Source organism: Bradyrhizobium guangxiense, from assembly GCF_004114915.1.
GTDB classification, from domain to species: Bacteria; Pseudomonadota; Alphaproteobacteria; order Rhizobiales; family Xanthobacteraceae; genus Bradyrhizobium; species Bradyrhizobium guangxiense.
The window spans coordinates 6,737,868-6,760,206 of the sequence record NZ_CP022219.1; the positions used below are offsets into that span (position 1 = coordinate 6,737,868).

At 64.7% G+C, this 22,339-nt stretch carries 24 protein-coding genes and 1 tRNA gene; 14 read left to right on the forward strand and 11 right to left on the reverse strand.

All coding sequences use genetic code 11. From position 1 onward, the window contains the following. Positions 1–197 precede the first annotated feature (197 nt). The 3 genes from X268_RS32230 to X268_RS32240 all read right to left on the reverse strand — a co-directional run bounded on the left by X268_RS32230 (position 198) and on the right by X268_RS32240 (position 2,449). The gene (locus tag X268_RS32230; RefSeq protein ID WP_128928683.1) at positions 198–932 is read right to left on the reverse strand and encodes an LptA/OstA family protein; all 735 of its coding nucleotides are present in this window, start codon (positions 930–932) and stop codon (positions 198–200) included. Continuing rightward, positions 929–1,660 carry an LPS export ABC transporter periplasmic protein LptC gene (gene lptC, locus X268_RS32235; RefSeq protein ID WP_128928684.1) on the reverse strand — a complete coding sequence of 244 codons (732 nt, stop codon included), beginning with the start codon at positions 1,658–1,660 and terminating at the stop codon, positions 929–931. Before lptC ends, X268_RS32230 begins: the two co-directional genes overlap by 4 nt. Before the next feature lie 174 nt (positions 1,661–1,834). Continuing rightward, positions 1,835–2,449 (reverse strand): ribonuclease D, encoded by a 615-nt coding sequence (locus tag X268_RS32240; protein WP_128928685.1) that lies wholly within the window; start codon positions 2,447–2,449, stop codon positions 1,835–1,837. A 272-nt stretch (positions 2,450–2,721) separates the two neighbouring features. Between X268_RS32240 and X268_RS32245 the strand changes: the two genes are divergently transcribed. Further along, positions 2,722–3,993: an MFS transporter gene (locus X268_RS32245; RefSeq protein WP_128928686.1), complete on the forward strand. Its 1,272-nt coding sequence runs from the start codon at positions 2,722–2,724 to the stop codon at positions 3,991–3,993. Between the two features lie 113 nt (positions 3,994–4,106). Here X268_RS32245 and X268_RS32250 read toward each other — a convergent pair. Continuing rightward, a tRNA-Leu gene (locus X268_RS32250) sits at positions 4,107–4,193 on the reverse strand. Positions 4,194–4,344: 151 nt separating this feature from the next. Between X268_RS32250 and X268_RS32255 the strand changes: the two genes are divergently transcribed. After that, on the forward strand, positions 4,345–5,310 hold the full coding sequence (locus tag X268_RS32255; RefSeq protein WP_128928687.1) for a complex I NDUFA9 subunit family protein: 966 nt from the start codon (positions 4,345–4,347) through the stop codon (positions 5,308–5,310). Between the two features lie 129 nt (positions 5,311–5,439). Here X268_RS32255 and X268_RS32260 read toward each other — a convergent pair whose 3' ends face one another. Continuing rightward, complete coding sequence (locus X268_RS32260) at positions 5,440–6,246, reverse strand: undecaprenyl-diphosphate phosphatase (protein ID WP_128928688.1); 807 nt, start codon at positions 6,244–6,246, stop codon at positions 5,440–5,442. Positions 6,247–6,415: 169 nt separating this feature from the next. Between X268_RS32260 and X268_RS32265 the strand changes: the two genes are divergently transcribed. From X268_RS32265 to X268_RS32275, 3 genes are all read left to right on the forward strand, one after another. Next, positions 6,416–7,108 (forward strand): glutathione S-transferase family protein, encoded by a 693-nt coding sequence (locus tag X268_RS32265; RefSeq protein WP_128928689.1) that lies wholly within the window; start codon positions 6,416–6,418, stop codon positions 7,106–7,108. Then, a complete protein-coding gene (gene queG, locus X268_RS32270; RefSeq protein ID WP_128928690.1) occupies positions 7,057–8,250 on the forward strand; it encodes a tRNA epoxyqueuosine(34) reductase QueG in 1,194 nt (397 codons plus the stop codon). The genes X268_RS32265 and queG overlap by 52 nt, the downstream gene beginning before the upstream one ends. A 142-nt stretch (positions 8,251–8,392) precedes the next feature. Next, the gene (locus X268_RS32275; RefSeq protein WP_128928691.1) at positions 8,393–9,190 is read left to right on the forward strand and encodes a thioesterase family protein; all 798 of its coding nucleotides are present in this window, start codon (positions 8,393–8,395) and stop codon (positions 9,188–9,190) included. A gap of 129 nt (positions 9,191–9,319) precedes the next feature. Here X268_RS32275 and X268_RS32280 read toward each other — a convergent pair whose 3' ends face one another. Together X268_RS32280 and X268_RS32285 are read right to left on the reverse strand one after the other, a co-directional pair. After that, a complete protein-coding gene (locus X268_RS32280) occupies positions 9,320–9,787 on the reverse strand; it encodes a nuclear transport factor 2 family protein (RefSeq protein WP_128928692.1) in 468 nt (155 codons plus the stop codon). Positions 9,788–9,933: 146 nt separating this feature from the next. After that, the gene (locus X268_RS32285; protein WP_128928693.1) at positions 9,934–10,722 is read right to left on the reverse strand and encodes an alpha/beta hydrolase; all 789 of its coding nucleotides are present in this window, start codon (positions 10,720–10,722) and stop codon (positions 9,934–9,936) included. Positions 10,723–10,973: 251 nt separating this feature from the next. On the opposite strand from X268_RS32285, the gene infC reads away from it, so the two are divergent. Then, positions 10,974–11,513, forward strand: coding sequence for a translation initiation factor IF-3 (gene infC / locus X268_RS32290; protein WP_080134054.1), 540 nt, complete (start codon positions 10,974–10,976; stop codon positions 11,511–11,513). Positions 11,514–11,578: 65 nt separating this feature from the next. On the opposite strand, the gene X268_RS32295 is transcribed toward infC, so the two are convergent. Then, entirely contained in the window at positions 11,579–11,977 is a 399-nt protein-coding gene (locus X268_RS32295) for a hypothetical protein (RefSeq protein WP_128928694.1), read from the reverse strand. Between the two features lie 358 nt (positions 11,978–12,335). Between X268_RS32295 and rpmI the strand changes: the two genes are divergently transcribed. The 6 genes from rpmI to X268_RS32325 all read left to right on the forward strand — a co-directional run bounded on the left by rpmI (position 12,336) and on the right by X268_RS32325 (position 18,064). Beyond that, complete coding sequence (gene rpmI, locus X268_RS32300; protein ID WP_008539890.1) at positions 12,336–12,536, forward strand: 50S ribosomal protein L35; 201 nt, start codon at positions 12,336–12,338, stop codon at positions 12,534–12,536. 80 nt (positions 12,537–12,616) lie between these two features. Next, on the forward strand, positions 12,617–12,976 hold the full coding sequence (rplT, locus tag X268_RS32305; protein ID WP_128928695.1) for a 50S ribosomal protein L20: 360 nt from the start codon (positions 12,617–12,619) through the stop codon (positions 12,974–12,976). A 240-nt stretch (positions 12,977–13,216) separates the two neighbouring features. Further along, on the forward strand, positions 13,217–14,299 hold the full coding sequence (gene pheS, locus X268_RS32310) for a phenylalanine--tRNA ligase subunit alpha (RefSeq protein WP_128928696.1): 1,083 nt from the start codon (positions 13,217–13,219) through the stop codon (positions 14,297–14,299). A gap of 71 nt (positions 14,300–14,370) precedes the next feature. Then, positions 14,371–14,835, forward strand: coding sequence for an endonuclease domain-containing protein (locus X268_RS32315; RefSeq protein ID WP_128928697.1), 465 nt, complete (start codon positions 14,371–14,373; stop codon positions 14,833–14,835). Then, positions 14,832–17,240, forward strand: a complete 2,409-nt coding sequence (gene pheT, locus X268_RS32320) for a phenylalanine--tRNA ligase subunit beta (protein WP_128928698.1) — start codon at positions 14,832–14,834, stop codon at positions 17,238–17,240. The genes X268_RS32315 and pheT overlap by 4 nt, the downstream gene beginning before the upstream one ends. Before the next feature lie 53 nt (positions 17,241–17,293). Next, a complete protein-coding gene (locus X268_RS32325; RefSeq protein WP_128928699.1) occupies positions 17,294–18,064 on the forward strand; it encodes a sulfite exporter TauE/SafE family protein in 771 nt (256 codons plus the stop codon). A gap of 17 nt (positions 18,065–18,081) precedes the next feature. On the opposite strand, the gene X268_RS32330 is transcribed toward X268_RS32325, so the two are convergent. Further along, a complete protein-coding gene (locus X268_RS32330; RefSeq protein WP_128928700.1) occupies positions 18,082–19,470 on the reverse strand; it encodes a flavin monoamine oxidase family protein in 1,389 nt (462 codons plus the stop codon). Between the two features lie 192 nt (positions 19,471–19,662). On the opposite strand from X268_RS32330, the gene X268_RS32335 reads away from it, so the two are divergent. Further along, the gene (locus tag X268_RS32335; RefSeq protein WP_128928701.1) at positions 19,663–20,628 is read left to right on the forward strand and encodes a YiiX/YebB-like N1pC/P60 family cysteine hydrolase; all 966 of its coding nucleotides are present in this window, start codon (positions 19,663–19,665) and stop codon (positions 20,626–20,628) included. A 174-nt stretch (positions 20,629–20,802) separates the two neighbouring features. Here X268_RS32335 and X268_RS39705 read toward each other — a convergent pair whose 3' ends face one another. Then, positions 20,803–21,336: a hypothetical protein gene (locus tag X268_RS39705; RefSeq protein WP_164937439.1), complete on the reverse strand. Its 534-nt coding sequence runs from the start codon at positions 21,334–21,336 to the stop codon at positions 20,803–20,805. Between X268_RS39705 and X268_RS32340 the strand changes: the two genes are divergently transcribed. Continuing rightward, on the forward strand, positions 21,275–21,853 hold the full coding sequence (locus X268_RS32340; protein ID WP_128928702.1) for an integrase core domain-containing protein: 579 nt from the start codon (positions 21,275–21,277) through the stop codon (positions 21,851–21,853). The two genes, X268_RS39705 and X268_RS32340, sit on opposite strands and share 62 nt — an antisense overlap. Positions 21,854–21,997: 144 nt before the next feature. Here X268_RS32340 and X268_RS32345 read toward each other — a convergent pair whose 3' ends face one another. Further along, positions 21,998–22,273 (reverse strand): metal-sensitive transcriptional regulator, encoded by a 276-nt coding sequence (locus X268_RS32345; RefSeq protein WP_128928703.1) that lies wholly within the window; start codon positions 22,271–22,273, stop codon positions 21,998–22,000. Between the last annotated feature and the right edge of the window lie 66 nt (positions 22,274–22,339).

Sequence of the window (22,339 nt, forward strand, 5' to 3'; positions counted from 1 at the left end):
TTCTTTCGCGAATTCGCGTGATCTACCGCACCGGCCTTTCGATTCGCCGACGCAGCATGAGTGAAGGGATGTCTCATGCCCAGTGAAACACGCCCGAAAAGCGGCGAACCCCGCTTCGAAAGCCCTGTGCGCTAGATACAGTCTCGCCGGCCAAGCTTCAACCTCGGTTCGGCGGCGTCCGAACCAAGCCGTTGAATTTATTTCGGTTTACTTGCGCCAGGCAGTTGCAGCGGCGGCGCCCCGCCGGACTTGCCGCCTGGTCCGCCCTGGCCGCAATCATTGCCGGCGCCCTGCGGCAGCAGGACCTGAACCCGGCCGGTGTCGGATTCCACGCGGGACACCCCGGTCGTCATGTCGACCGTCAGCCGGTCACCGCGCATCACGTTCTTGCACTGCGTCAGGACCACCGGGCCCGGGCCGCCGAGCATGGTGATGAGATTGGTCTTGGTGTCGAACACGGCGGTCTCGCCCGTCACCACCTGGTCCTTCTGGGTGACCACGACATTGCCGCGCGCCTCGAGCCGTTTGATCGAGGAACTGCCGCCCGGACCCGGCTGCGCCGATTGCATCGGCGCCGATTTCGCGCCCTTCGCCGCTGGCTGCGGTGTGGACGGCTTGTCGCCGCCGGACTCGTAGAACACCACCAGCGTCTTCGAGGTCATGGTGGTGTCGCCCTGCACGACCTTCACGTTGCCGGAGAAGGTCGCCTCCTTCTTCTTGTCGTGCATCTCGAGCGCGGCGGCCTCGATCTGGATCGGCTGGTCGCGGGTCTGCGAAAAGCCCTGCATCGCGTTGGGCACGCCCTGCATCGCGCTCTGCGCCATGGCCGCACCGCCAGCGACCAGCGCGATGCCGACTGCAAGTGCAGCCGCGCCGACGATGGCGCACCGCGGATCGTCGCTGCGCGAAAGGATCTTGGTCATGAAAATCATCTTGAGTTGGCAGACCTGTTCTGAGGCGTACGTGTCTTCGCCGCCGGCGGCGCAGGCTCGACCGGCACGGGCTGTGCGACCGCGGGGTCGTCCAGCTTGTCCAGATGCATCACCACATTGCCTTCAAAGCGGATGACGTCGCCGCCTTCGGTGATGCGCAAGCGGTCCGCGGTCAGCGTGCCGTTGGTCAGCTTGACGTCGACACGCTCGTCCGAGGAGACCGTGCCCTTGGCCATGTCGACGAAGGCCGAGTTCAGTCGCGCCTCGTAGCCGGTCGAGGTGCGCAGGAAGATATCCTTGTGCAGGTCGAGCTGCTGCTGCTTGTTGTCGAAGCGGCCGGTGCGGGCATCGAGCAGCAGGGTGGATTGATCCTCCATCAGCACTTTCGCGCGCAGGTCCTTGAGGTCGACGTGATCGGGATCGGTGATGTCCTGCGTCGCGGTCTTGGCCCAGAGCTCGTAGGGCCGCTGATCCGGGGTGAAGCCGGACAGATGCGGCGATTCCATCGTGATCTTGGTGCCCGACACCACCATGTTCTCGACGGTGAGCGGCAGCTCCGGAATCCTGAACTTGTTGAAGAAGGCGATGTAGATGATCACGGCCATGGCCACGACCACCGTCGCCGGGACCGAGACCCGCAGAATCCGCACCAGGCGGCTGTGGCGCGCCGCGCTGGCAAACTTCGCCGCAAGCGCGGCGTCGTAGGTGGGATTGTGGGCCGAATTCACCTGAGCTCCTGAGGTGTCGCTCGCCAAGCCGGGTTGCAGGGCGCCCCATTGTACCCGTCACCGCCCCGATATGCAGCCTTGGACATATCAGGCTTGGAGGTATCAGCCTTGGACAGGCCGCAGGAAAGTGTCCGAAACGGGGCGCAGCCCGAAGTCTCGCCGGCGACCAAGGGCTCAGGAATGCGCGAAAATGTCCTCTTCCGCCCAGCCCTGGAGGTCGAGCAGGGCACGGGTCGGCAGGAAGTCGAAACAGGCCTTTGCCAGCGCCGCGCGGCCTTCCCGGACCAGCATGGCATCGAGCCGCTCGCGCAAGGCATGCAGATGCAGCACGTCGGAGGCGGCGTAGGCGAGCTGCGGCTCGGTCAGGCTGTCGGAACCCCAGTCGCTGGACTGCTGCTGCTTGGAAAGGTCGACATTGAGCACCTCGCGCACCAGGTCCTTCAAGCCATGCCGGTCGGTGTAGGTGCGGGTCAGGCGCGAGGCAATCTTGGTGCAATAGATCGGCCCGGTCATGACGCCGAAGGTCTGGTACAGCACCGCGACGTCAAACCGCGCGAAGTGGAAGATTTTTGTGATGGCAGGATTGCCCAGCAGGGCCTTCAGGTTCGGCGCGTCGGTATGGCCCTTGGGGATCTGCACCACGTCGGCGCTGCCGTCGCCGGGCGAGAGCTGCACCACGCAGAGCCGGTCACGGTGCGGGTTGAGCCCCATGGTCTCGGTGTCGATCGCCACCGCTCCGGTGTAGCGGGACAGGTCGGGCAGGTCGCCGCGATGCAGGCGTACGGTCATGGCGTGTCAAAACCTCGGGTCGAATCGGTCACGTCGGCACAATAACGAATTCGGATTGCCCGCGGTGTAGCCATTGCCGGCGGGGCGCGCAAGCAAGGTTGCGCGCGAGGGGCGGACGGCGCCCGGCCGGCGGGCTGTTGCCGGGATCCCACAGCCCGGCGGGGGCTTCGCAATTCAGCGCAATCTGTGCCCTGCGTCCCGTGGACATCGTCCCGGCCGACCCCATCTGCCAGTCTTGCCTGCTCCCTGCCCCCACCATGAATCAGGTGCCAATGACCGAACAGACGCTCGCCGCGCCGATCGACGACCGACGGGACCAGCAACGCGGCTTCTCGCGCTATCAAGCGCTCCTCATCGCGCTGCTCGCGTTCACGCAGTTCACGATCATCCTCGACTTCATCATCATGTCGCCGCTCGGCGCCATCCTGATGCCCGCACTCGGCATCACGGCGGGGCAATTCGGCGTCGCAGTGTCGGCCTATGCATTCAGCGCGGGCATTTCGGGCGTGCTGGCCGCCGGCTTTGCCGACCGCTTCGACCGCAAGCGCCTGCTGCTGTTCTTCTATGTCGGCTTCACGCTCGGTACCATGCTGTGCGCCGCGGCGCCGAACTACCACGTGCTGCTGCTGGGGCGGATCGTCACCGGATTGTTCGGCGGCGTGATCGGCTCGGTGGTGCTCGCCATCGTCACCGACTTGTTTCCGCTGCAGCTGCGCGGCCGCGTGATGGGTTACATCCAGACCGCATTCGCCGCGAGCCAGGTGCTGGGCATTCCGGCCGGGCTGTTCCTCGCCAATCACTGGAGCTGGCACCTCTGCTTCGTCGCGATTGTCGTCGTGTCGATCGCCGCGATCGCCGTCATCGCCTTCGCCATGGAGCCGGTCGATGCGCATCTGAAGCTGAAGCAGGACAGGAATCCATTCCATCATCTGATCGCGACCGTGGCGCAGCCGCGTTACACGCTGGCGTTCCTGGTCACGACGCTGCTGGCGACCGGCGGCTACATGCTGATGCCGTTCTCCAGCGCCTACACCGTGCACAATCTCGGCATCGACATCACGCATCTGCCGACGATCTATCTCGTCTCCGGCCTGTTCAGCATCGTCACCGGACCGCTGGTCGGAAGAGCGAGCGATTCCTTCGGCAAGTTCCCGACCTTCGTGTTCGGCTGCGTGATGACGGTGGTCATGGTGCTGATCTACACAAATCTCGGTCACGTCTCGCTGGCGACCGCGATCCTCGTCAACGTGCTGATGTTCATCGGCATCTTCTCGCGCATGATCCCCTCGACGGCGCTGATGTCCGCGATCCCCGATCCCGACCAGCGCGGCTCGTTCAGCGCGGTCAGCGCCTCGCTGCAGCAGCTCTCCGGAGGGCTGGGTTCCGTGCTCGCTGGCGCGATCATCGTGCAGGCGCCTGACGGTGCACTGATCCATTTCGACCGGATCGGCTACGTCGTGGTGACCACGACGATCGTCACGCTGGTCGCGATGTATTTCGTGCAGAAGGCGGTGGCCGAGCGGACGGGGAAGAGGGTGGTGTGAGGACGAGTGGGCCGACTTGGCGTACCGGGGGACCGTCACGACGGCGACTTAGGATCGCGCGCCCGCTATCTCCGATCGGAAGCAGCCTGATCTTGCGTCCGAATTCCGCAAAATGGTGCCCAGGAAAGGACTCGAACCTTCACGGCCGTTAAGCCACTGGCACCTGAAGCCAGCGCGTCTACCAATTCCACCACCTGGGCATGCCGTTTGGGGCACGGAGGCGGTTACTACGGTTCGGTGACGCCGTTGTCAATTCATGCTTGAAGGCCGGTTCGGGATGCCGATTGCGCATCGCAAACCGGCCCGATACAAGCCTGACAAGACGCACTCTTTTCCGCAGGAATGGCTCCCATGGCATCGAATCTGGACACGCTGGTCACGGTTTTCGGCGGATCGGGGTTTTTGGGCCGCAGCGTGGTCCGCGCCCTGTGCAAGCGCGATTACCGGGTCCGGGTCGCGGTCCGGCGGCCGGAACTGGCCGGCTTCCTGCAGCCGCTTGGCCGGGTCGGGCAGGTCCACACCGTACAGGCGAATCTGCGCTATCCGGCCTCGGTCGAGGCGGCGCTGCGTGATTCGCATGTCGTGATCAATCTGGTCGGCATTCTCGCCGAGGGCGGCGAGCAGACCTTCGACGCCGTTCAGGCCCGGGGCGCCGAGACGGTCGCCAAGGCGGCGGCCGCAGCCGCAGCCGAGCTGGTGCATGTCTCGGCGATCGGCGCCGATGCCGAATCGCCCTCGCGCTATGCCAGGGCCAAGGCGGCCGGCGAAGCGGCCGTCCTGGCAGCGGTGCCCTCGGCCACGATCTTCCGCCCCTCCGTGATGTTCGGCCCCGAGGACCAGTTCACCAACCGCTTTGCCGCGCTGGCCCGGATCTCGCCGGTGCTGCCGTTGATCGGGGGCGAGACGAAGATGCAGCCGGTCTATGTCGGCGACGTCGCCACCGCGATCGCGGACGCCGTCGATGGCAAGGCCAAGGCGGGCGCGACGTACGAGCTCGGCGGGCCGGAAGTGCTGACCATGCGCGAGATCATCGAGGCCATCCTCGAGATCACCGACCGCGAGCGGATGCTGGTGCCGCTGCCGTTCGGCCTCGCCCGCTTCAAGGCCGCCTTCCTGCAATTCGCGCCGGGCGCGTTCAAGCTGACGCCGGACCAGGTCACGCTGCTCGAGCGCGACAATGTCGTGTCGGAGGCGGCCAAGGCGGCCGGGCTGACGCTGGAAGGGCTCGGCATTCAGGCCGACTCGCTGGAAGCGATCGCCCCGCAATATCTCTGGCGTTTCCGCGCCGCCGGCCAGTTCCAGCGCAAGAGCGCGTAAGAAGCTTCCTCACCCGCGGTCTCTCTGACCTCTCCCGCTTGCGGAAGAGGGCGGCACCTCGTGCCGGGTGAGCAGACTGCCGCCGCGGTCACAGCGCAGAATTCAGCGCCGTGTCGAGGGTCTTGAAGCTTACCTCCCCAATGCCAGCGCGATCAGGCCGAGCGTGCCGACGATGACGCGCCACCAGGCGAACACCACGAAGCCGTGGCGGGGGACGTAGGTCAGGAACGTCTTCACCACAATGATCGCGGTGATGAACGACACGACGAAGCCGATCGCGACGATGCCCATGTGGTCCATCGTCATCTCGGCGCGGTTCTTGTAGAAGTCGTAGGCGAACGCGCCGATCATGGTGGGGATGGCGAGGAAGAACGAGAACTCCGCCGCCGCGCGCTTGTCGGCCCCAAGCAGCATCGCGGCGACGATGCTGGCGCCGGAGCGCGACACGCCCGGGATCATCGCCACGCACTGCGCGATGCCGATATAGAGATACATCAGCAGCGGAAACCTGGTAGCGTCATGCTCGTGCGGCTTGAGATCGAGCTTGTCGACCCAGAGCAGGATGGCGCCGCCGACGATCAGCGTGAAGCAGACGACCCATGGATTGAACAGCACGCTCTTGATGTACTTGCCGGCGACGAGACCGACGACCACGGCCGGCAGGAACGCCACCAGCACGCCAATCACGAACCGGCGCGAATAGGCATCGCCGGTGAAGAAGCCGATCACGACATCCCAGAGCTTCCTGAAGTAGAGCCCGACGATCGCGAGGATGGCGCCCAACTGGATCAGAACTGTAAACGAATCCCAGAAGGCGCCTTCGCCGAGATGGAAGAAGCGCTCCGCGAGCAGCAGATGGCCGGTCGAGGATACGGGAAGGAACTCGGTCACACCCTCGATGATGCCGAGGATCACTGCCCGTATTGCGTCTGACATATTTACGGTCCATTTCGGCTTGAAAAGCGGGGCCGTTCTCGCCTATTCGCCCCCATGCCGCAATCGCAAAATGCGAAATCACGCCCTTGCCTCGCGGTTTTGAAGGACTAGTGTGGCGCCGCACAAACATTGATGGATTCTTAAGCACCATCAAATAGTCAAAGGCTTCATGTTTACGCTGTTTCATCATCCGTTCTGTCCGCATTCGCGTTTCATCCGCCTGATCGCGGGCGAATACGGGCTCGACCTCAAGCTGGTCGAGGAGCGCAGCTGGGAACGGCGCGAGGCGTTTCTGCTGCTCAACGCGGCGGGCACGACGCCTGTCATGGTGGACGACGAGCAGCCGCCGATCCCGGGCGCGGCCATCATCGCCGAATATGTCGACGAGGCCTATGGCTCCGGGATGGGCGTGAAGCGCCTGATGCCGGAGACGGTTGCCGAGCGCGTCGAGGTGCGCCGGCTGATGGCCTGGTTCAACGAAAAGTTCTTCGAGGAGGTCTCGCATCCCCTCGTCACCGAGCGCATCTACAAGCGCTTCATGAGCGAGGAGAACGGCGGCGGAGCGCCTTCGGCCGACGTGATGCGCGCCGCCAAGGCCAATGTGCGCTATCATCTGGCCTATATCGGCTGGCTGGCGCAGACGCGCAATTTCCTCGCCGGCGACCGGCTCACTTACGCGGATCTCGCCGCCGCGGCGCATCTCTCGGCGATCGACTATCTGGGCGACGTGCCATGGAGCGAGGACGACGCAGCAAAGGCGTGGTACGCGCGGGTGAAATCCCGCCCGTCGTTCCGTCCGCTGCTGAGCGAATGGCTGGCCGGCGTGCCGGCGTCGCGGACTTACGTGGACCTGGATTTCTGAGCTCCGATCCGACTGAACTGAAGGCGGCGCTTGCGCGCGAAGCGCGCGCGCTCGGCTTCGACTGCATCGGCATCACTGCGCCCGGCACGATCGAGACCGCCGGAAAACATTTCCTCGAATTCATCGCCTCCGGCGGCCATGGCGACATGGATTGGCTGGGCGCGCAGCCGGAGCGTCGCGTCGATCCGCGCGGACTGTGGGCCGACGTGCGCAGCGTGATCATGCTCGGCGTCAATTACGGCCCCGACTCCGATCCGCTCGCAATTCTCGAAGAGCGCACGCACGCTGCGATCTCGGTCTATGCGCAGGGCGACGATTATCACGACCTCATCAAGAAGCGGCTGAAGGCGCTGGCGCGCTGGCTGGTCGCGACCGCGCCGTCGGACGTGAAGGTGTTCGTCGACACTGCGGCGGTGATGGAAAAGCCGCTGGCACAGACCGCGGGTCTCGGCTGGCAGGGCAAGCACACCAACCTCGTCTCGCGCGAGTTCGGCTCGTGGCTGTTTTTCGGCGCGATCTACACCACGCTGGAGCTGCCGCGCGACGCCGCCGAGATCGACCATTGCGGCTCATGCCGGGCCTGTCTCGACATCTGCCCGACCGCGGCATTCCCCGCGCCCTACAAGCTCGATGCACGGCGCTGCATCTCCTATCTCACCATCGAGAACAAGGGACCGATCCCGCGCGAGTTTCGCAAGGCCATCGGCAATCGCATCTATGGCTGCGACGATTGCCTCGCGGCGTGTCCCTGGAACAAGTTCGCGCAGCAGGGCCGCGAAGCCAAGCTCGCCGCGCGTGACGAACTGCGCGCGCCTTCGCTCGCCGAGCTCGCACGGCTGGACGACGCCGCGTTCCGTGCGCTGTTCACGAAATCTCCGGTCAAGCGCATCGGCCGCGACCGGTTCTTGCGCAACGTGCTGATTGCGATCGGTAACTCGGATGATGTGGCGCTGGCCGACGAGGCGCGTCGATTACTCGGTGACACAAGCCCGCTGGTGCGCGGGGCGGCGGTGTGGGCGCTGGGGCAGTTGGTGGAGCGGAACGAGTTTGCGGTGATGAGGCTGCACGCTCTCGGACTCGAGCACGACGAGAGCGTTTGTGAGGAGTGGCAGGCAGAAAGCACTGCTGGCCCCTCATCCTGAGGAGCCGCGCAGCGGCGTCTCGAAGGATCGAGGCCGAGCTGCCGCAGCGGGGCCTGCATGGTTCGAGACGGCGCTTCGCGCCTCCTCACCATGAGGATCGTGGACCTTGATTTCCCCACCCGTTCCCGCAAAGTCGCGCGTCATGACAAACATGCCTTTCTTCACGCGCGACGGCGATACATTCCATCCGACGGAAGTGGCCAACGGCCCATGGGATCCGAACTCGCTGCACGGTCGCGTCATCGTCGGCCTGCTCGGCTTTGCCATCGAGGAGCGCCATTCCGGTCCCGACTTCGTGCCGGCGCGGCTCACCGTCGACATGTTTCGGCTGCCGACCATCGACAAGCCAATTCAGGTGACGACGCGGCTCGTGCGCGACGGTCTGCGCATCCGCGTGGTCGAGGCGGAATTCGTCTCCGGCGGCGTCAGCATGGCGCGCGCCTCCTGCCAGCTGCTGCGCAAGACGCAGAATCCCGATGGCAATGTCTGGTCACCACCGAACTGGGATGCGCCAAAGCCGGCCGACATTCCCAAGCCGACCGATCCCAGGCTCGGCATGCACGGCAAATGGACGACGCGCCCCATCGTCGGCCATATGGGCTCGCTCGGTCCGCGTCGGCTTTGGATGAGCGAGGTGCGCGAGCTGGTCGCGGGCGCCCCGATGACGCCATTCGTCCACGTCGCCACCGGCGCCGATTTCGCCAGCCCGTTCGCCAATGCCGGCGACAAGGGGCTCGGCTACATCAACAGCGACGTGACGATCTACCTGCACCGCCTGCCGGTCACGGAGTGGATCGGCTTCGAGGTGGTGAATCATCACGCCACCGACGGCGTCGCGATCGGCGAATGCTGGCTCTATGACGAAGCGGGCCCGATCGGCACCGCGACGGTCGCAGCGCTTGCACAGCGCAAGCCGATGCTGAATCCGTCGAAGCGGTAGGAGCGCGCGCCTCTCGCCGGTCGTCATTCCAGGGTGCGCCGTCAGGCGCAGACCCGGAATCCATCGGTCCGCAGGCCAAGAGGTAAAATGGATTCCGGGTTTGCGCTACGCGCGCCCCGGAATGACGACCTAATCCAGATGCCGCTTCATCTCCGGCCGCGCCTTCAATTCCGCGCCCTGCTTGGCGACGATCTTCGCGATCCGTTCCGGCGCGAATTTCAGGTCGACGAACGCCGGCGCGGTGTTGGCGACCTCGCGATAGCTCGCGATCCTGCCGCCCTTTAGCGTCATGATCGCGACACCCTCGAACATCGCCCGCGCGCCGCCTGCTTCCGGCAGGGTTGATTTGTAGCTGAAGGTGTAGCGCGCATAGAGCGTGGTGCCGTCGGTGACGGGATCGTGCATGTCCCAGCGGAAATCGGTCGCCGTGCGATAGAACCAGTCGTCGATCATCGCCGCGATGTTCTCGTGACCTTCGAAGACGCCGTAGAACACGTCGTGATAGACGCCGTCCTCGGTGAACAGCTCGGCGAAGGCTTTGCCGTTGCGCTGCTCGACCGCATCACAGAAGGCGCGCAGCATGGCGGTGGTGGTCATTGGCGCTTCTCCATCCCCATTCTCCGTCATGCCCCGGCTTGACCGGGGCATCCAGTACGCCGCGGCCTCTCGATCTAAAACCACGGCCTGGAATACTGGATCGCCCGATCGAGTCGGGCGATGACACCGAATGTTGGGCAGCAGTTTCACCCGATCTCGGCCACCGCGGCAAGAATGCGCGCGATGTCCTGAGGGCGGGAGAGGCGGTGGTCGCCGTCCTGGATCATGGTCAGCACGACATCGTCGGCCGGCAGACGATGCGTCAGCGCGAAGGCGTGCTGCCACGGCACATCGGGATCCTGCGCGCCTTGCAGGATGCGGACGGGACAGCCGAGATCGATGGCGCTGCCGAGCACGAGGTGGTTGCGCCCTTCCTCGATCAGGTTCCGCGTGATCGGATAGGGCGTGCCGTCGCCATATTCCGACGGACGCAGCCAGAAACCCTTCGTCTCGATCTCCTTCTTCACCGCGGGCGAGAAATTCTTCCACATCAGCTCTTCGGTGAAATCGGGCGCCGGCGCGATCAGCACCAGGCCCGCGAGCGAGGCTTTGCCGGCACGATTCTTGATCTCGCGCGCGAGCAGCAGCGCCATCCAGCCCCCCATGGAGGAGCCGATCAGGATTTGCGGGCCGTCGCAGAAGCGCTCGAACACGGCGACACTATCCTCAAGCCAGCTGCCGATGGTTCCCTGGGCGAAATCGCCACTGGATTCGCCGTGGCCGGAATAGTCGAACCGGACCACGGCGCGGCCGCGCTCATGGGCCCAGGCATCCAGCGCCATGGCCTTGCCGCCCTGCATGTCCGACTTGAATCCGCCCAGCCAGACCAGGCCGGGGCCTTTTCCGGGGCGGCGGCGTACCGCGATCCTGCGTGCGGACGGCCCCTCGCCCACATCGATGAACTCAAGCGCGGCATCGGGAATTACATCGGTCATGGAACGTTTACTCTGGCTGTGCGGTTTGAGCTGTCCGGACCTGTTCCGAAAGCACGACCGGCATCGGTATTGGTCCTTTGGGACGCTTGCGGAACAGAGGCAAGGTGTCTATGTCGGTCAGCGTGCCGAGGGCCGTGACTAAAATGCCTCGCATTTGAGGGTTTTTCGCGCCTCGCACCAGCGACTTGCTTGCCGGCAAACGCATCTTCCTTCAAAATAGCCGCTTCTTTCACAACTTTGGAGAACCACCCATTCGCCGTCCTAATAAAGCTCCGCCCGCTGCCAGCAAAGACGGGCCGCGCATCAATGATGATATCCGCAATGCGCAGATCCAGCTGATCGACCAGACCGGTGACAACAAAGGTACGGTCGAGACCGTCGTCGCCATCCGCATGGCGCAGGAAGCTGGCATGGATCTGGTCGAGATTTCGCCGAATACCAGCCCTCCCGTCTGCAAGATCATGGACTACGGGAAGTACAAGTATTCCGCTCAGAAGAAAGCCGCGGAAGCCCGCAAGCGCCAGAAGACCGTCGAGATCAAGGAGATCAAGCTCCGTCCGATGATCGACGATCACGATTACGACGTGAAGATGCGCGCGATGCAGCGGTTCTTCGAAGAGGGCGACAAGGTCAAGATCACGCTGCGCTATCGCGGCCGCGAAATGGCGCATCAGGAGATCGGCACCAAGCTTTTGGACAAGATCAAGACCGACGTCGCCGAGCTCGCCAAGGTCGAGCAGGACGCGCGGTTCGAAGGTCGCCAGGTCGTCATGGTGCTGGCGCCGCGCTGACAGCAGCTCGTTAGGACTTCAAGAGTTCAACGGCCCGTCCGGATCTCCGGCGGGCCGTTTGCGTGTCAGGTCCGCGTCGCCTGCCAGGTGCCGCTGCACTGGTCGCCGGAGATGATGCCCCTCCACGCCCCGGCGCCGTTCACGCCGGCGAGCCGGCCGCCACCGCTGGCATGGGAGGCGCCGACCGAGACCTGGACAGCCACAGTGCCGGAGCGGTTGACCCTGCCAGAGACCCGGCCGCCGCCGGCCGACGAGACCCGGCTGCCTGTCACGGTGAAGGGAACACTGTAGCCCGAGCTGCAATTGCCGCGGGTGGTGGCGAAGGTGACGTTCCAGACGCCGTCATAGCCGCCGGCGCGGGCGTCGGCCGTTGACGGCAGCGCGGCCGTGGCGAGCACGGCGAACAGCGCCAAATGGCGCGGATGGGCGAAAAGCGAAGAGAGACATTGCGGAAAATGGGCCATTTTGGACCTGCTTCAGGCGACAAGGCTTGTACGACAAGGCTTGTACGACAAGGCTTGTACGACAAGGCTTGGGCAACAAGACTTGGGCAGCAAGAGTTGGACCGCAAGACTTGGACATGAGGTTAGCAACCTCCAATAGTCGGCGGGCAGGTTTCGGCGGTTCATCGTTGCCAATTCGCCCGTCCTCTGTCATAAGCCCAGCCTTCATCGCCCGGCTGATTAAGGGCTGCCGTGGCGGTGTTTCGTGCGGGTTTCGCGCTTGTTCGCAAAAACCTGAGCACAATCAACGCTCTAGACGAGCATTTTTGACGGCCAGCCGCCTTCGCGGGCGGATCTCTGTGGCCATTAGGAGAGCCAAATGCCCAAGCTGAAGACCAAATCGGGCGCTAAAAAGCGCTTCAAGGTGACTGCCACCGGCAAAGTGATGCACGCCCAGCGCGGCAAGCGTCACGGCATGATCAAGCGGACGAAGAAGCAGATCCGTCAGCTCCGCGGCACCCGCGTGCTGTTCAAGACCGACGGCGACAACGTCAAGAAGTACTTCTTGCCGAACGCCTGATCGCGTCCACGATCACTGCCATCTCGCGCCGCATTCGCGCGGCGATCCGAAACCAAAGTCATCTCTGAAGGATATTTGTCATGTCTCGCGTCAAACGCGGTGTGACCGCCCACGCCAAGCACAAGAAAGTCTACAAGGCCGCCAAGGGCTTCTACGGCCGCCGCAAGAACACCATTCGCGCCGCCAAGCCGGCTGTGGAGAAGGCCCAGCAATACGCCTTCCGCGACCGCAAGCGTCGCAAGCGCACCTTCCGCGCGCTCTGGATCCAGCGTCTCAACGCCGCCGTTCGTCCGTTCGGCCTGACCTACAGCCGATTTATCGACGGCCTCGCCAAGTCGGGCATCACCGTGGACCGCAAGGTGCTGTCGGATCTCGCGATCCACGAGCCCGCCGCGTTCCAGGCGATCGCCGAGAAGGCCAAGGCCGCCCTTGCCGCGTAATACGGCTGAGGCCGCGCTGGCGGCGTAAGCCGTCCTCCGCTGTGCTCTGCGCAGCATTCAGCTTGTGATGGCCCGGGCAGAGGCGCGTCTCGCCTCACTGCCCCGGCCGTCGTCACTCGCGCAAATACTTCTCCGACGTGGAAGCCCGGCGCATCTGACGCGAAGACGCGCTTCGCGCTTTTGGGCCGGACGTAACGGGCTAGGATCATCGGCTCAGCATCCTGGCCAAAAGGGATTGCCATGACCGATCTAGCTCAGCTCCAGGCCCAGATCATCGCCGACATCGCTGCCGCCGCCGACGAGGCCGCGCTCGAAGCCGTGCGTGTCGCAGCCCTCGGCAAGAAGGGCTCGATCTCCGCGCTGCTCGCAACGCTCGGCAAGATGTCGCCCGACGAGCGCAAGACGCAGGGCGCGGCGATCAACCAGGCCAAGGACGAGGTCACCCAGGCGCTCGCCGCACGGCGCGACGTGCTGAAGTCGGCGGCGCTCGATGCGCGGCTCGCCTCCGAGACCATCGACGTCACGCTGCCGCTGCGCGATGCACCGACTGACACCGGCCGCATCCATCCGCTGAGCCAGGTCTGGGACGAGCTGACCACGATCTTCGCCGACATGGGATTCTCGGTCGCCGAAGGCCCCGACATCGAGACCGACGACTACAACTTCACCAAGCTGAACTTCCCGGAAGGCCATCCCGCGCGCGAGATGCACGACACATTCTTCTTCCATCCGAAGGAGGACGGCTCGCGCATGCTGCTGCGAACCCACACCTCGCCGGTGCAGGTGCGCACCATGCTGAGCCAGGAGCCGCCGATCCGCGTGATCTGCCCGGGCCGCACCTATCGCATCGATTCGGACGCGACCCACACGCCGCAATTCCACCAGGTCGAAGGCCTCGTCATCGACAAGCACTCGCATCTCGGCCACCTCAAATGGATCCTGCACGAGTTCTGCAAGGCGTTCTTCGAGGTCGACCACATCAACATGCGCTTCCGCCCCTCGTTCTTCCCGTTCACCGAGCCGTCGCTGGAAGTCGACATCCAGTGCCGCCGCGACAAGGGCGAGATCCGCTTCGGCGAGGGCGAGGACTGGCTGGAGATCCTCGGCTGCGGCATGGTGCATCCCAACGTGCTGCGCGCCTGCGGCATCGATCCCGACGAGTACCAGGGATTCGCCTGGGGCATGGGCATCGACCGCATCGCCATGCTGAAATACGGCATCGCCGACCTGCGCCAGCTGTTCGAGAGCGACGTCCGCTGGCTGTCTCACTACGGCTTCAAGCCGCTGGAGGTGCCGACGCTGGCGGGAGGATTGAGCACGTGAACGGCCACACGAAAGCTCTCTCCGTTCCCTCCCCCCTTGTGGGGGAGGGTCAGGGAGGGGGGTAGCCGCGGATGCCGCACGCAGTTGTAAGCGAGCGTCAGCGCAGCCGGGCGAAACAGCTTCGCCGAGCGATGACGCGTGCCGAAACACTGCTGTGGCGCTACCTGAAGGCCAATCGCATGGATGGTGTCGGCATCCGACGTCAGACTCCGATCGGAAATTACATCGCTGATTTCGCGTGCTTCTCCTCAAAGCTCATCATTGAGCTAGATGGAGAATCCCATGATTTCGACGAACGTCAGAAGAAAGATCAGCGTCGCGACGCTTTCTTCGCAGCCGAAGGCTTTCAGATTCTGCGCTTCACCAATGAGCAGGTGATGTCGAATCTCGAGGGGGTTGTTGAGGCGATCCGCCAGGCAGCTTCCGCCGGAGCCCGCGGCTTACCCCCCTCCCTGACCCTCCCCCACAAGGGGGGAGGGAACATTGACACCGACCAAAGCAATTCAACCGACAAGAGCCGAGGCAAACAGCCATGAAATTCACCCTCTCCTGGCTGAAGGATCATCTCGAGACCGACGAGCCGCTCGACAAGCTCGCCGACAAGCTCACCATGATCGGGCTCGAGGTCGAGAACATCGAGGACAAGGCGAAGGCGCTGAAGCCCTTCACCATTGCGAAGGTGATCTCGGCCGAGCAGCACCCGAATGCGGACCGCCTGCGCGTCTGCATGGTCGATACCGGCGACGGCGGGGCGCCGGTGCAGGTCGTGTGCGGCGCGCCGAATGCGCGCGCGGGGCTCGTCAGCGTGTTCTCGCCGCCCGGGACCTATATTCCCGGCAAGGACATCACGCTCGGCGTCGGCACCATCCGCGGCGTCGAGAGCCGCGGCATGTTGTGTTCGGCAGCCGAGCTGCAGATCTCCAACGACCATGACGGCATCATGGAATTGCCGGCGGACGCGCCAATCGGCGCCGGCTATGCCGAATGGGCTGCGCTCGGCGATCCCGTGGTCGAGATCAATTTGACGCCGAACCGGCAAGACTGCACCGGCGTGCACGGTATCGCGCGCGACCTCGCCGCGGCCGACATGGGCAAGTTCAAGGACCCCACCATCAAGCCGATCAAGGGCGAATTCCCGTGCCCGGTGAAGGTCACGGTCGAGGACGCCGCGCTCTGTCCGGGCTTCGCGCTTCGCCTCGTGCGCGGCGTCAAGAATGGGCCGTCGCCGGAATGGCTGCAGAAGCGGCTCACCGCGATCGGGCTGCGTCCGATCAACGCGCTGGTCGACATCACCAATTTCATGACCTACGACCGCGCGCGGCCGCTGCACGTGTTCGACGCCAAGAAGGTGAAGGGCAATCTGGTCGTGCGCCGCGCGCGCGAAGGCGAGAGCCTGCTCGCGCTCGACGGCCGCACCTACGATCTCGATCCCGCCATTTGCGTGATCGCCGACGAGCACGGCGTCGAATCGCTGGCCGGCATCATGGGCGGCGAGGCCTCGGGCTGCGACGACGGGACCACCGATGTGCTGATCGAATCGGCGCTGTGGAACGAGATCAACATCGCCCAGACCGGCCGCAAGCTCGGCATCAATTCGGACGCGCGCTACCGCTTCGAGCGCGGCGTCGATCCGGCCTTCATGGTGCCGGGGCTGGAGCTCGCGACCAAGCTGGTGATGGAGATGTGCGGCGGCACGCCGTCCGAGACGGTCGTGGTCGGCAAATCCTTCGGCGACGACCGCGTGATCGAATTCCCGGTCACCGAAGTCAAGCGTCTCTCCGGCATCGAGGTGCCGCAGCCAGAGATGAAACGCATCCTGACCCATCTCGGCTTCATGATGGCGGGCCCGGGCCCGGTCGTGAAGGTGGCCGTGCCCTCGTGGCGCTCCGACGTGCATGGCAAGGCCGACATCGTCGAGGAGATCGTCCGCATCTTCGGCGTCGACAAGGTGCCGATGACGCCGTTCGAGCGCGGCGAGGACGCGCGCAAACCGGTGCTGACGTCGCTTCAGCTGCGCCCCCGCCGCGCCAGGCGCGCGCTCGCGAGCCGCGGCATGATCGAGGCGGTGACCTGGTCGTTCATCACGAAGTCGGCGGCAAGGCTGTTCGGCGGCGGCCAGCGCGAGCTCGAGGTCGCCAACCCGATCGCTTCGGATCTCTCAGACATGCGGCCGACGCTGCTCGCGGGCCTGATCGCGGCAGCTCAAACCAACGCCAATCGCGGCGCGAGCGATGTCGCGCTGTTCGAGGTTGGCCAGGTCTTCAGGGGCGATCGCCCGCAGGATCAATTCATGGCCGCGAGCGGCGTGCGCCGCGGTTTTGCCTCGTCGGAAGGTCTCGGACGGCACTGGACCGGTTCGGCGAAAGCCGATGTGTTCGACGCCAAGGCCGATGCGCTGGCCGTTCTGGCCGCGGCCGGCGCGCCGATGCAGGCGCTGCAGATCGTCGCCGGCGGGCCGGGCTGGCTGCATCCCGGCCGCTCCGGCACCATCCAGATCGGGCCGCAGAACGTGCTCGGCACTTTCGGCGAAGTGCACCCCAGAGCGCTCGAGGCGCTCGGCGCCGACGGCCCGCTGGTGGTGTTCGAAGTGATCCTCGACCGCATCCCCGAAGCGAAGAAGAAGCCGACCCGCGCCAAGCCAGTGATCGAGCTGTCGGCCTTCCAGCCGGTGTCGCGCGACTTCGCCTTCATCGTCGATCGCGCCGTGAAGGCCGGCGATATCGTGCGTGCCGCGCTCGGTGTGGACAAGAAGCTGATCACCGGCGTCAACGTCTTCGACGTCTACGAAGGCAAGGGCATCGACGACGGCAAGAAGTCGATCGCGATCGCGGTGACGATCCAGCCGCGCGAGAAGACGCTGACCGACCAGGAGATCGAGGCCGTGGCCGCCAAGATCGTGGCCGAGGTGACGAAGAAGACCGGCGGCACGCTGAGAGCATGATGCAGAAAAGTGCGAAGCGGGTTTCGGACCACATCATACTCCAGAAATAAAGCATGACGCTTGCGGATCTTCTTCCGAAGGATGTCAGCCTCACCGTTGCGCTGGCGCTCTGCGCCGTCGCGTTCGTTTCCGGCACCGCGCGCGGCTTCTCCGGCTTCGGCTCGGCGCTGATCTTCATGCCGCTCGCGAGCAGCGTGGCGGCGCCGCGGCTGGTCGCGGCCCTGCTGCTCGTGATCGATTTCATCGCAGCCGCACCGCTGCTGCCCGACGCCTGGCGCAAGGCCGATCGCAAAGCCACCGCCGTGATCGTGCTGGGTGCGCTGGTCGGCGTTCCACTCGGCACCTATTTCCTCAGCGTGCTCGAACCCGTCACCACCCGCTGGATCATCTCCGGCTTCGTCGCCGCGCTGCTGCTCCTGCTGCTGTCGGGCTGGCGCTATCGCGGCAAGGACCATGCCTGGCTCTCGGTCGGCATCGGCGGCCTCTCCGGCTTCTGCAGCGGCCTCGCGCAGACCGGCGGGCCGCCGATCGTCGGCTACTGGCTCGGCCGCCCCATCGCGCCGATCGTCGCGCGCGCCAACATCGTTCTGTTCTTCGGCGCGTCGGATTTCTTCTCGATGATCAGCTATGCGACCACGGGCCTGATCAGCCGCGAATCGCTGGTGCTGTCGCTGATCGTCGGCCCTGTCTATGCGATCGGCGTCGCGTTCGGCGCCTCGCTGTTCGGCCGCGCCAGCGAGAAGGTATTTCGCGGCATTTGCTATGCGCTGATCGCAATGGCGGTGATTTTTGGATTGCCGGCGTTGGACAGCGTGTTGCGCTGACAATCTCCTCAGTTGCCCTACTGCCGCGGCGTCCTACGCCTCTTCGTCGACTGCGTCGGCACGTCGGCGGGCTCGTCCTTGAGCGCGCCGATCTTGCGCAGGGCGGCGTCCGCGGCGCGTTCGCCGCTTTCCCAGGCGCCGTCGACGGTGCCCCACAGCGTCTCATGGGTGGCTTCGCCGGCGAGGAACATGTTGCCGATCGGTTCCGCCAAGGCCTTTCGCGAAAGCTGGCCGCCCGGTGAAGCCGCCGACATCGCGCCCATCACGTAGGGCGAGGCGTTCCAGCGCGTGGCGCTGGTCTTCTGCACGGCGGAAGCGGCCTCGCTGCCGAACAGCTTGGTGATCCATTCCCGGGCAAAGGCAGCCATCGCCTTCTCGCCCTGATCGGAAAGATCGCGGCCGAACGCGCCGCAGACGTCGATGGAGCAGAGCGAGGAGCCGCCGATATTGGCGAACATCAGCGCCGTGCGCGTCGAGTTGCTCTGCTCGATGAGGATATCGTCGCGCGACAGGCCGAGCGGATTACCCGGCAATTGCAGCATGATGCGATCGTAGCTGCCGAGGCTGAGCTTGGCGGCCGCATCCAGCGTGCGCTTGGGAATGTCGGGGGCGAACTTGATCGCGCCTGATGTCAGCACGTTGGTCGAGACCGTGACGATGGCGGCACGCGCGGCGATCTTGCCGGCTGGCGTCTCCACGCTGACGTCGCGGTTGCTCCAGGCGATGCGGCTCGCCGGCGTCGAGAGCACCACCGGCGCCTGCTCGCCCAGTTTCGCAATCAGCGTGCCGAGGCCCTGACGGCAGGCGATCGCCGCGTTGCGGTCCTGCGCGCGCCCTTTGTCGATCGCGGACAGGTCTTTCAGGTCCTTGCCGGCAAAGCTCGCACCCAGCATGAACTCGGCCGCGCCCGCCCAGTCACCGAGATCCTTCGGCAGCACCGACGCGCAAGAGGTATCCAGCTTGGCGCGCGCGGCCTCGTCGATGGCGCGGTTGGCGCGCACCAGCGCCGCCAGAAACTGCTCGGTCTCGCCCGCGCGTGCGTTGCGGCGGCCGATGCGCATCTTCTGCCCCGAGGGCGCGGGCAGCACGTCGAGCCCGACGCTGCGCGCCAGCCGGATCATCGGATTGGTGTCGGGATTGTGCATCCAGCGCGCACCGCGGTCGAACGGGGTGTCGAAAGTCGTGCTGTCGGTGAGACAGCGGCCGCCGATCTGGGACGCCGCTTCCAACACGACGACCTTGCGGCCGGTCGCCATGATGCGCCGCGCCGCGGCAATTCCCGCGGCCCCCGCGCCGATCACGACGATGTCGGCCTCGCGCGGCACGTTGGCAGCGTTTGCGCGCGGGGCCGGCACCGCGGCGACAGCCGCCGACGCGATAAGGAAACCGCGGCGTGTGATTGTCATGACATGGTTTCCGGGGGCTTGCGGCAGAGGGGAACAGTCAGCGAACCTTGCCGCATCTGATGTTGCACGGCAACCATCATGGTGAATCAATCGTGCTTGACCTCACGAACTGATGAACCGAATTGCAAGACGTTTCGACCATGATAGAGAAAGGAAAAAGACGGCCGGAAAAGGCCGTGGGGGGAGTTTGAAATGGGGACGGTCCTAGATTCGGTCGGCAAGCTGATTGCCGCGTACCTCTCCAAGGAGGTGCCGGGCTACGAGCCGTTCACGCCGAGCGACCCCGAGCACCTGCGCGGCGTCATCGAGCCCGGCGACGTGCTGCTGGTCGAAGGCAACAACCGTATCTCCGGCATCATCAAATATCTGACGCAGTCGACCTGGTCGCATGCCGCGCTCTATGTCGGCCCGGTCGAGGGCGCCGCGGAGCCCGACGGCGAACCGCACGTGCTGATCGAGGCCAATATCGGCGAAGGCGTCACCTCGGCGCCGCTGTCGAAATATTTCCCGTATCATCCCCGCCTCTGCCGCCCGGTCGGGCTGTCCTACGAGGACCGTACCACGGTCTGCCGCTATGCGATCAACCGCATCGGCTTCGGCTACGACACCAAGAACATCATCGATCTCATGCGCTACCTGTTCCCGTTGCCGGTCCCGCAGCGCTGGCGCCGGCGCATGATCGCGATCGGCTCGGGGGATCCGACCAAGATCATCTGCTCGGCGCTGATCGCGCAGGCCTTCGACGCAGTGCGCTATCCGATCCTGCCGAAGATCACCAAGGCCGGCAGCCGCGCTGCGCGCCGCGAGATCCTGCACATCCGCGATTCCTCCCTCTACATGCCCCGCGATTTCGACATCTCGCCCTATTTCGAGGTCGTCAAACCCACCATCGTGCACGGGTTCGACTACACCGCCCTGCACTGGGCCGACAAGCAGAAGCCGCTCGAGGAGGTGGCGGGCACGTTCAGTGTGTTTCCAGAAACGCTCCGTGCGCCGCCGCTCGTTCCTGAAGCGATTGACCAAGAGGCGTCGGCTGAAGTTCCGGCTGAAGAAGTGAGTGCGCAGGCTGTGGGGATGAGCGCAACGTTCTGCGAGCATTTCGTGCAGCTGAGCGAACTCACGATGCACCGCGCGCGGGCGCGGGAGATCGCGACTTAAGTCACGTCGCCCATCGTCGCCCTGGCGAAAGCCAGGACCCATTACCCCAAGCAGCCGTTTGGCGAAGACTCCTCGCTCGGTACGCCTGCCGAGCGTTATCGATAGACTCCGCGGTACGGGTGCTGGCTTTCGCCAGGACGACGCCAGAGGAGATACTGCGCGTCCTCTCCACCGTCATTGCTGTGCATGTTCACTAATTCGCTGATTGGATCGCTCCAGAGAAGGAACGATCCGATGCGAGACAACAGCTATGACCGAACGGTTGAACGCAACTATCTGCACAAGTGGCGTTTTCTGATTTCGGAGTATGAGGCGGTGAAGGCTGGCCGATCGCCGCTGTTCGAGCGGGTCGGCGACTTTTACCGGCACCACGGGACCTGCTCGCAGACGTTCCGCAAGTATTACAATCGCTATCTGCAGAGCGGCGAGGAAGCGGACCTGCTGCCGCGGCGGCGCGGGCCGAAATGGCGGGGACGACGCGAGCCGGAAGGGATCGAGACGGAGATCGTCGCCCATCGCAAGCGGGGGATGAACCGTTATGAGATTCATGCCGTCTTGCGCGAAACGCACGACACGGTACCTTCGCCGATCACGATCTACCGGGTGCTGAAACGCTATCGCCTGAACCGCCGTACGCCGGCGATGCGTGAGGAGAAACGCCGTATTATCAAGGACAAGCTCGGAGAGCTGGGCCACGTCGATCTGCATCAATTGCCGCGCGATATGTTCCTCGCGCCCCCCCCCGGTCACGGCCTACATCATCAGCCTGATCGACAGCTGCTCGCGGCTGGCCTGGGCAGAGGTCCTGACATCCAAGAAGGCGCTGCCGGTCATGTTCAAGACCCTGAAGATGATCAACACCCTCAACGTCACCTATGGGCTCGTCTTCCAGGAGATCCTATCCGACAACGGCGCCGAGTTCGCCGCCCGCACCAGGCCGGGCGAGCATCCATTCGAGGCCATGCTGCTCGAGCTCGGCATCAAACACCGCTACACCAGGCCCTATCGGCCGCAGACCAACGGCAAGGTCGAACGGTTCTGGCGGACCCTCGATGACGACGTTATCGACGGCGCGACCTTCGACAACCTCGACCACTTCGCCAAGGAACTGTTCGAGTACCTCGTCTACTACAACAACCACAGACCCCATCAGGCCTTGGCAGGACAAACCCCCAAGGCCTTCGCCGCTACCAAGACCACCGCGATCCAATCAGCGAATTATTGAACATCGACAATTGCGAGCCAACGGGTCCGCGCGAAGCGCGGCCCGATGACAGGCTCCGCGAAGCAATCCAGACTGTTACCGCGGTGACAGTCTGGATTGCTTCGTCGCAGGAGCTCCTCGCAATGAGGGTGGAGAGAGCGCGCGCTACCGCTCCGCCCGACCGATCACCGCCATCAGCTCCGCGATCTTCGCGCGCTGGTCGGTCTTGTCGCCGCTCGCGATGGCGTGCTCGACGCAATGGGCGACGTGGTCCTTCAGGATTTCCTCCTCGACCCGCCGCAACGCGGCGCGCACCGCCGAGATCTGCGTGACGATGTCGATGCAGTAGCGGTCTTCCTCTACCATTTTCGAGAGGCCGCGAACCTGGCCCTCGATCCGGCCGAGACGTTTTCCGACAGATGCCTTGATGTCCTTGCGCATGGGGTCTATATACCCCTACCGGGTATAGGTTGCAAGTCCAGGTACGAGACCAGGCATAGGGGCCGG

Coding starts and splice junctions, on each gene's coding strand:
- pheT (WP_128928698.1), top strand. CDS start 14,832: ATGAAATTCACCCTCTCCTGGCTGAAGGATCATCTCGAGACCGACGAG.
- X268_RS32285 (WP_128928693.1), bottom strand. CDS start 10,722: ATGACCGATGTAATTCCCGATGCCGCGCTTGAGTTCATCGATGTGGGC.
- X268_RS32240 (WP_128928685.1), bottom strand. CDS start 2,449: ATGACCGTACGCCTGCATCGCGGCGACCTGCCCGACCTGTCCCGCTAC.
- pheS (WP_128928696.1), top strand. CDS start 13,217: ATGACCGATCTAGCTCAGCTCCAGGCCCAGATCATCGCCGACATCGCT.
- rpmI (WP_008539890.1), top strand. CDS start 12,336: ATGCCCAAGCTGAAGACCAAATCGGGCGCTAAAAAGCGCTTCAAGGTG.
- X268_RS32335 (WP_128928701.1), top strand. CDS start 19,663: ATGGGGACGGTCCTAGATTCGGTCGGCAAGCTGATTGCCGCGTACCTC.
- X268_RS32345 (WP_128928703.1), bottom strand. CDS start 22,273: ATGCGCAAGGACATCAAGGCATCTGTCGGAAAACGTCTCGGCCGGATC.
- X268_RS32315 (WP_128928697.1), top strand. CDS start 14,371: ATGCCGCACGCAGTTGTAAGCGAGCGTCAGCGCAGCCGGGCGAAACAG.
- X268_RS32295 (WP_128928694.1), bottom strand. CDS start 11,977: ATGGCCCATTTTCCGCAATGTCTCTCTTCGCTTTTCGCCCATCCGCGC.
- X268_RS32280 (WP_128928692.1), bottom strand. CDS start 9,787: ATGACCACCACCGCCATGCTGCGCGCCTTCTGTGATGCGGTCGAGCAG.
- X268_RS32275 (WP_128928691.1), top strand. CDS start 8,393: ATGACAAACATGCCTTTCTTCACGCGCGACGGCGATACATTCCATCCG.
- X268_RS32260 (WP_128928688.1), bottom strand. CDS start 6,246: ATGTCAGACGCAATACGGGCAGTGATCCTCGGCATCATCGAGGGTGTG.
- X268_RS39705 (WP_164937439.1), bottom strand. CDS start 21,336: ATGCAGATCGACGTGGCCCAGCTCTCCGAGCTTGTCCTTGATAATACG.
- X268_RS32255 (WP_128928687.1), top strand. CDS start 4,345: ATGGCATCGAATCTGGACACGCTGGTCACGGTTTTCGGCGGATCGGGG.
- X268_RS32325 (WP_128928699.1), top strand. CDS start 17,294: ATGACGCTTGCGGATCTTCTTCCGAAGGATGTCAGCCTCACCGTTGCG.
- X268_RS32265 (WP_128928689.1), top strand. CDS start 6,416: ATGTTTACGCTGTTTCATCATCCGTTCTGTCCGCATTCGCGTTTCATC.
- X268_RS32330 (WP_128928700.1), bottom strand. CDS start 19,470: ATGACAATCACACGCCGCGGTTTCCTTATCGCGTCGGCGGCTGTCGCC.
- queG (WP_128928690.1), top strand. CDS start 7,057: ATGGCTGGCCGGCGTGCCGGCGTCGCGGACTTACGTGGACCTGGATTT.
- rplT (WP_128928695.1), top strand. CDS start 12,617: ATGTCTCGCGTCAAACGCGGTGTGACCGCCCACGCCAAGCACAAGAAA.
- X268_RS32245 (WP_128928686.1), top strand. CDS start 2,722: ATGACCGAACAGACGCTCGCCGCGCCGATCGACGACCGACGGGACCAG.
- X268_RS32230 (WP_128928683.1), bottom strand. CDS start 932: ATGATTTTCATGACCAAGATCCTTTCGCGCAGCGACGATCCGCGGTGC.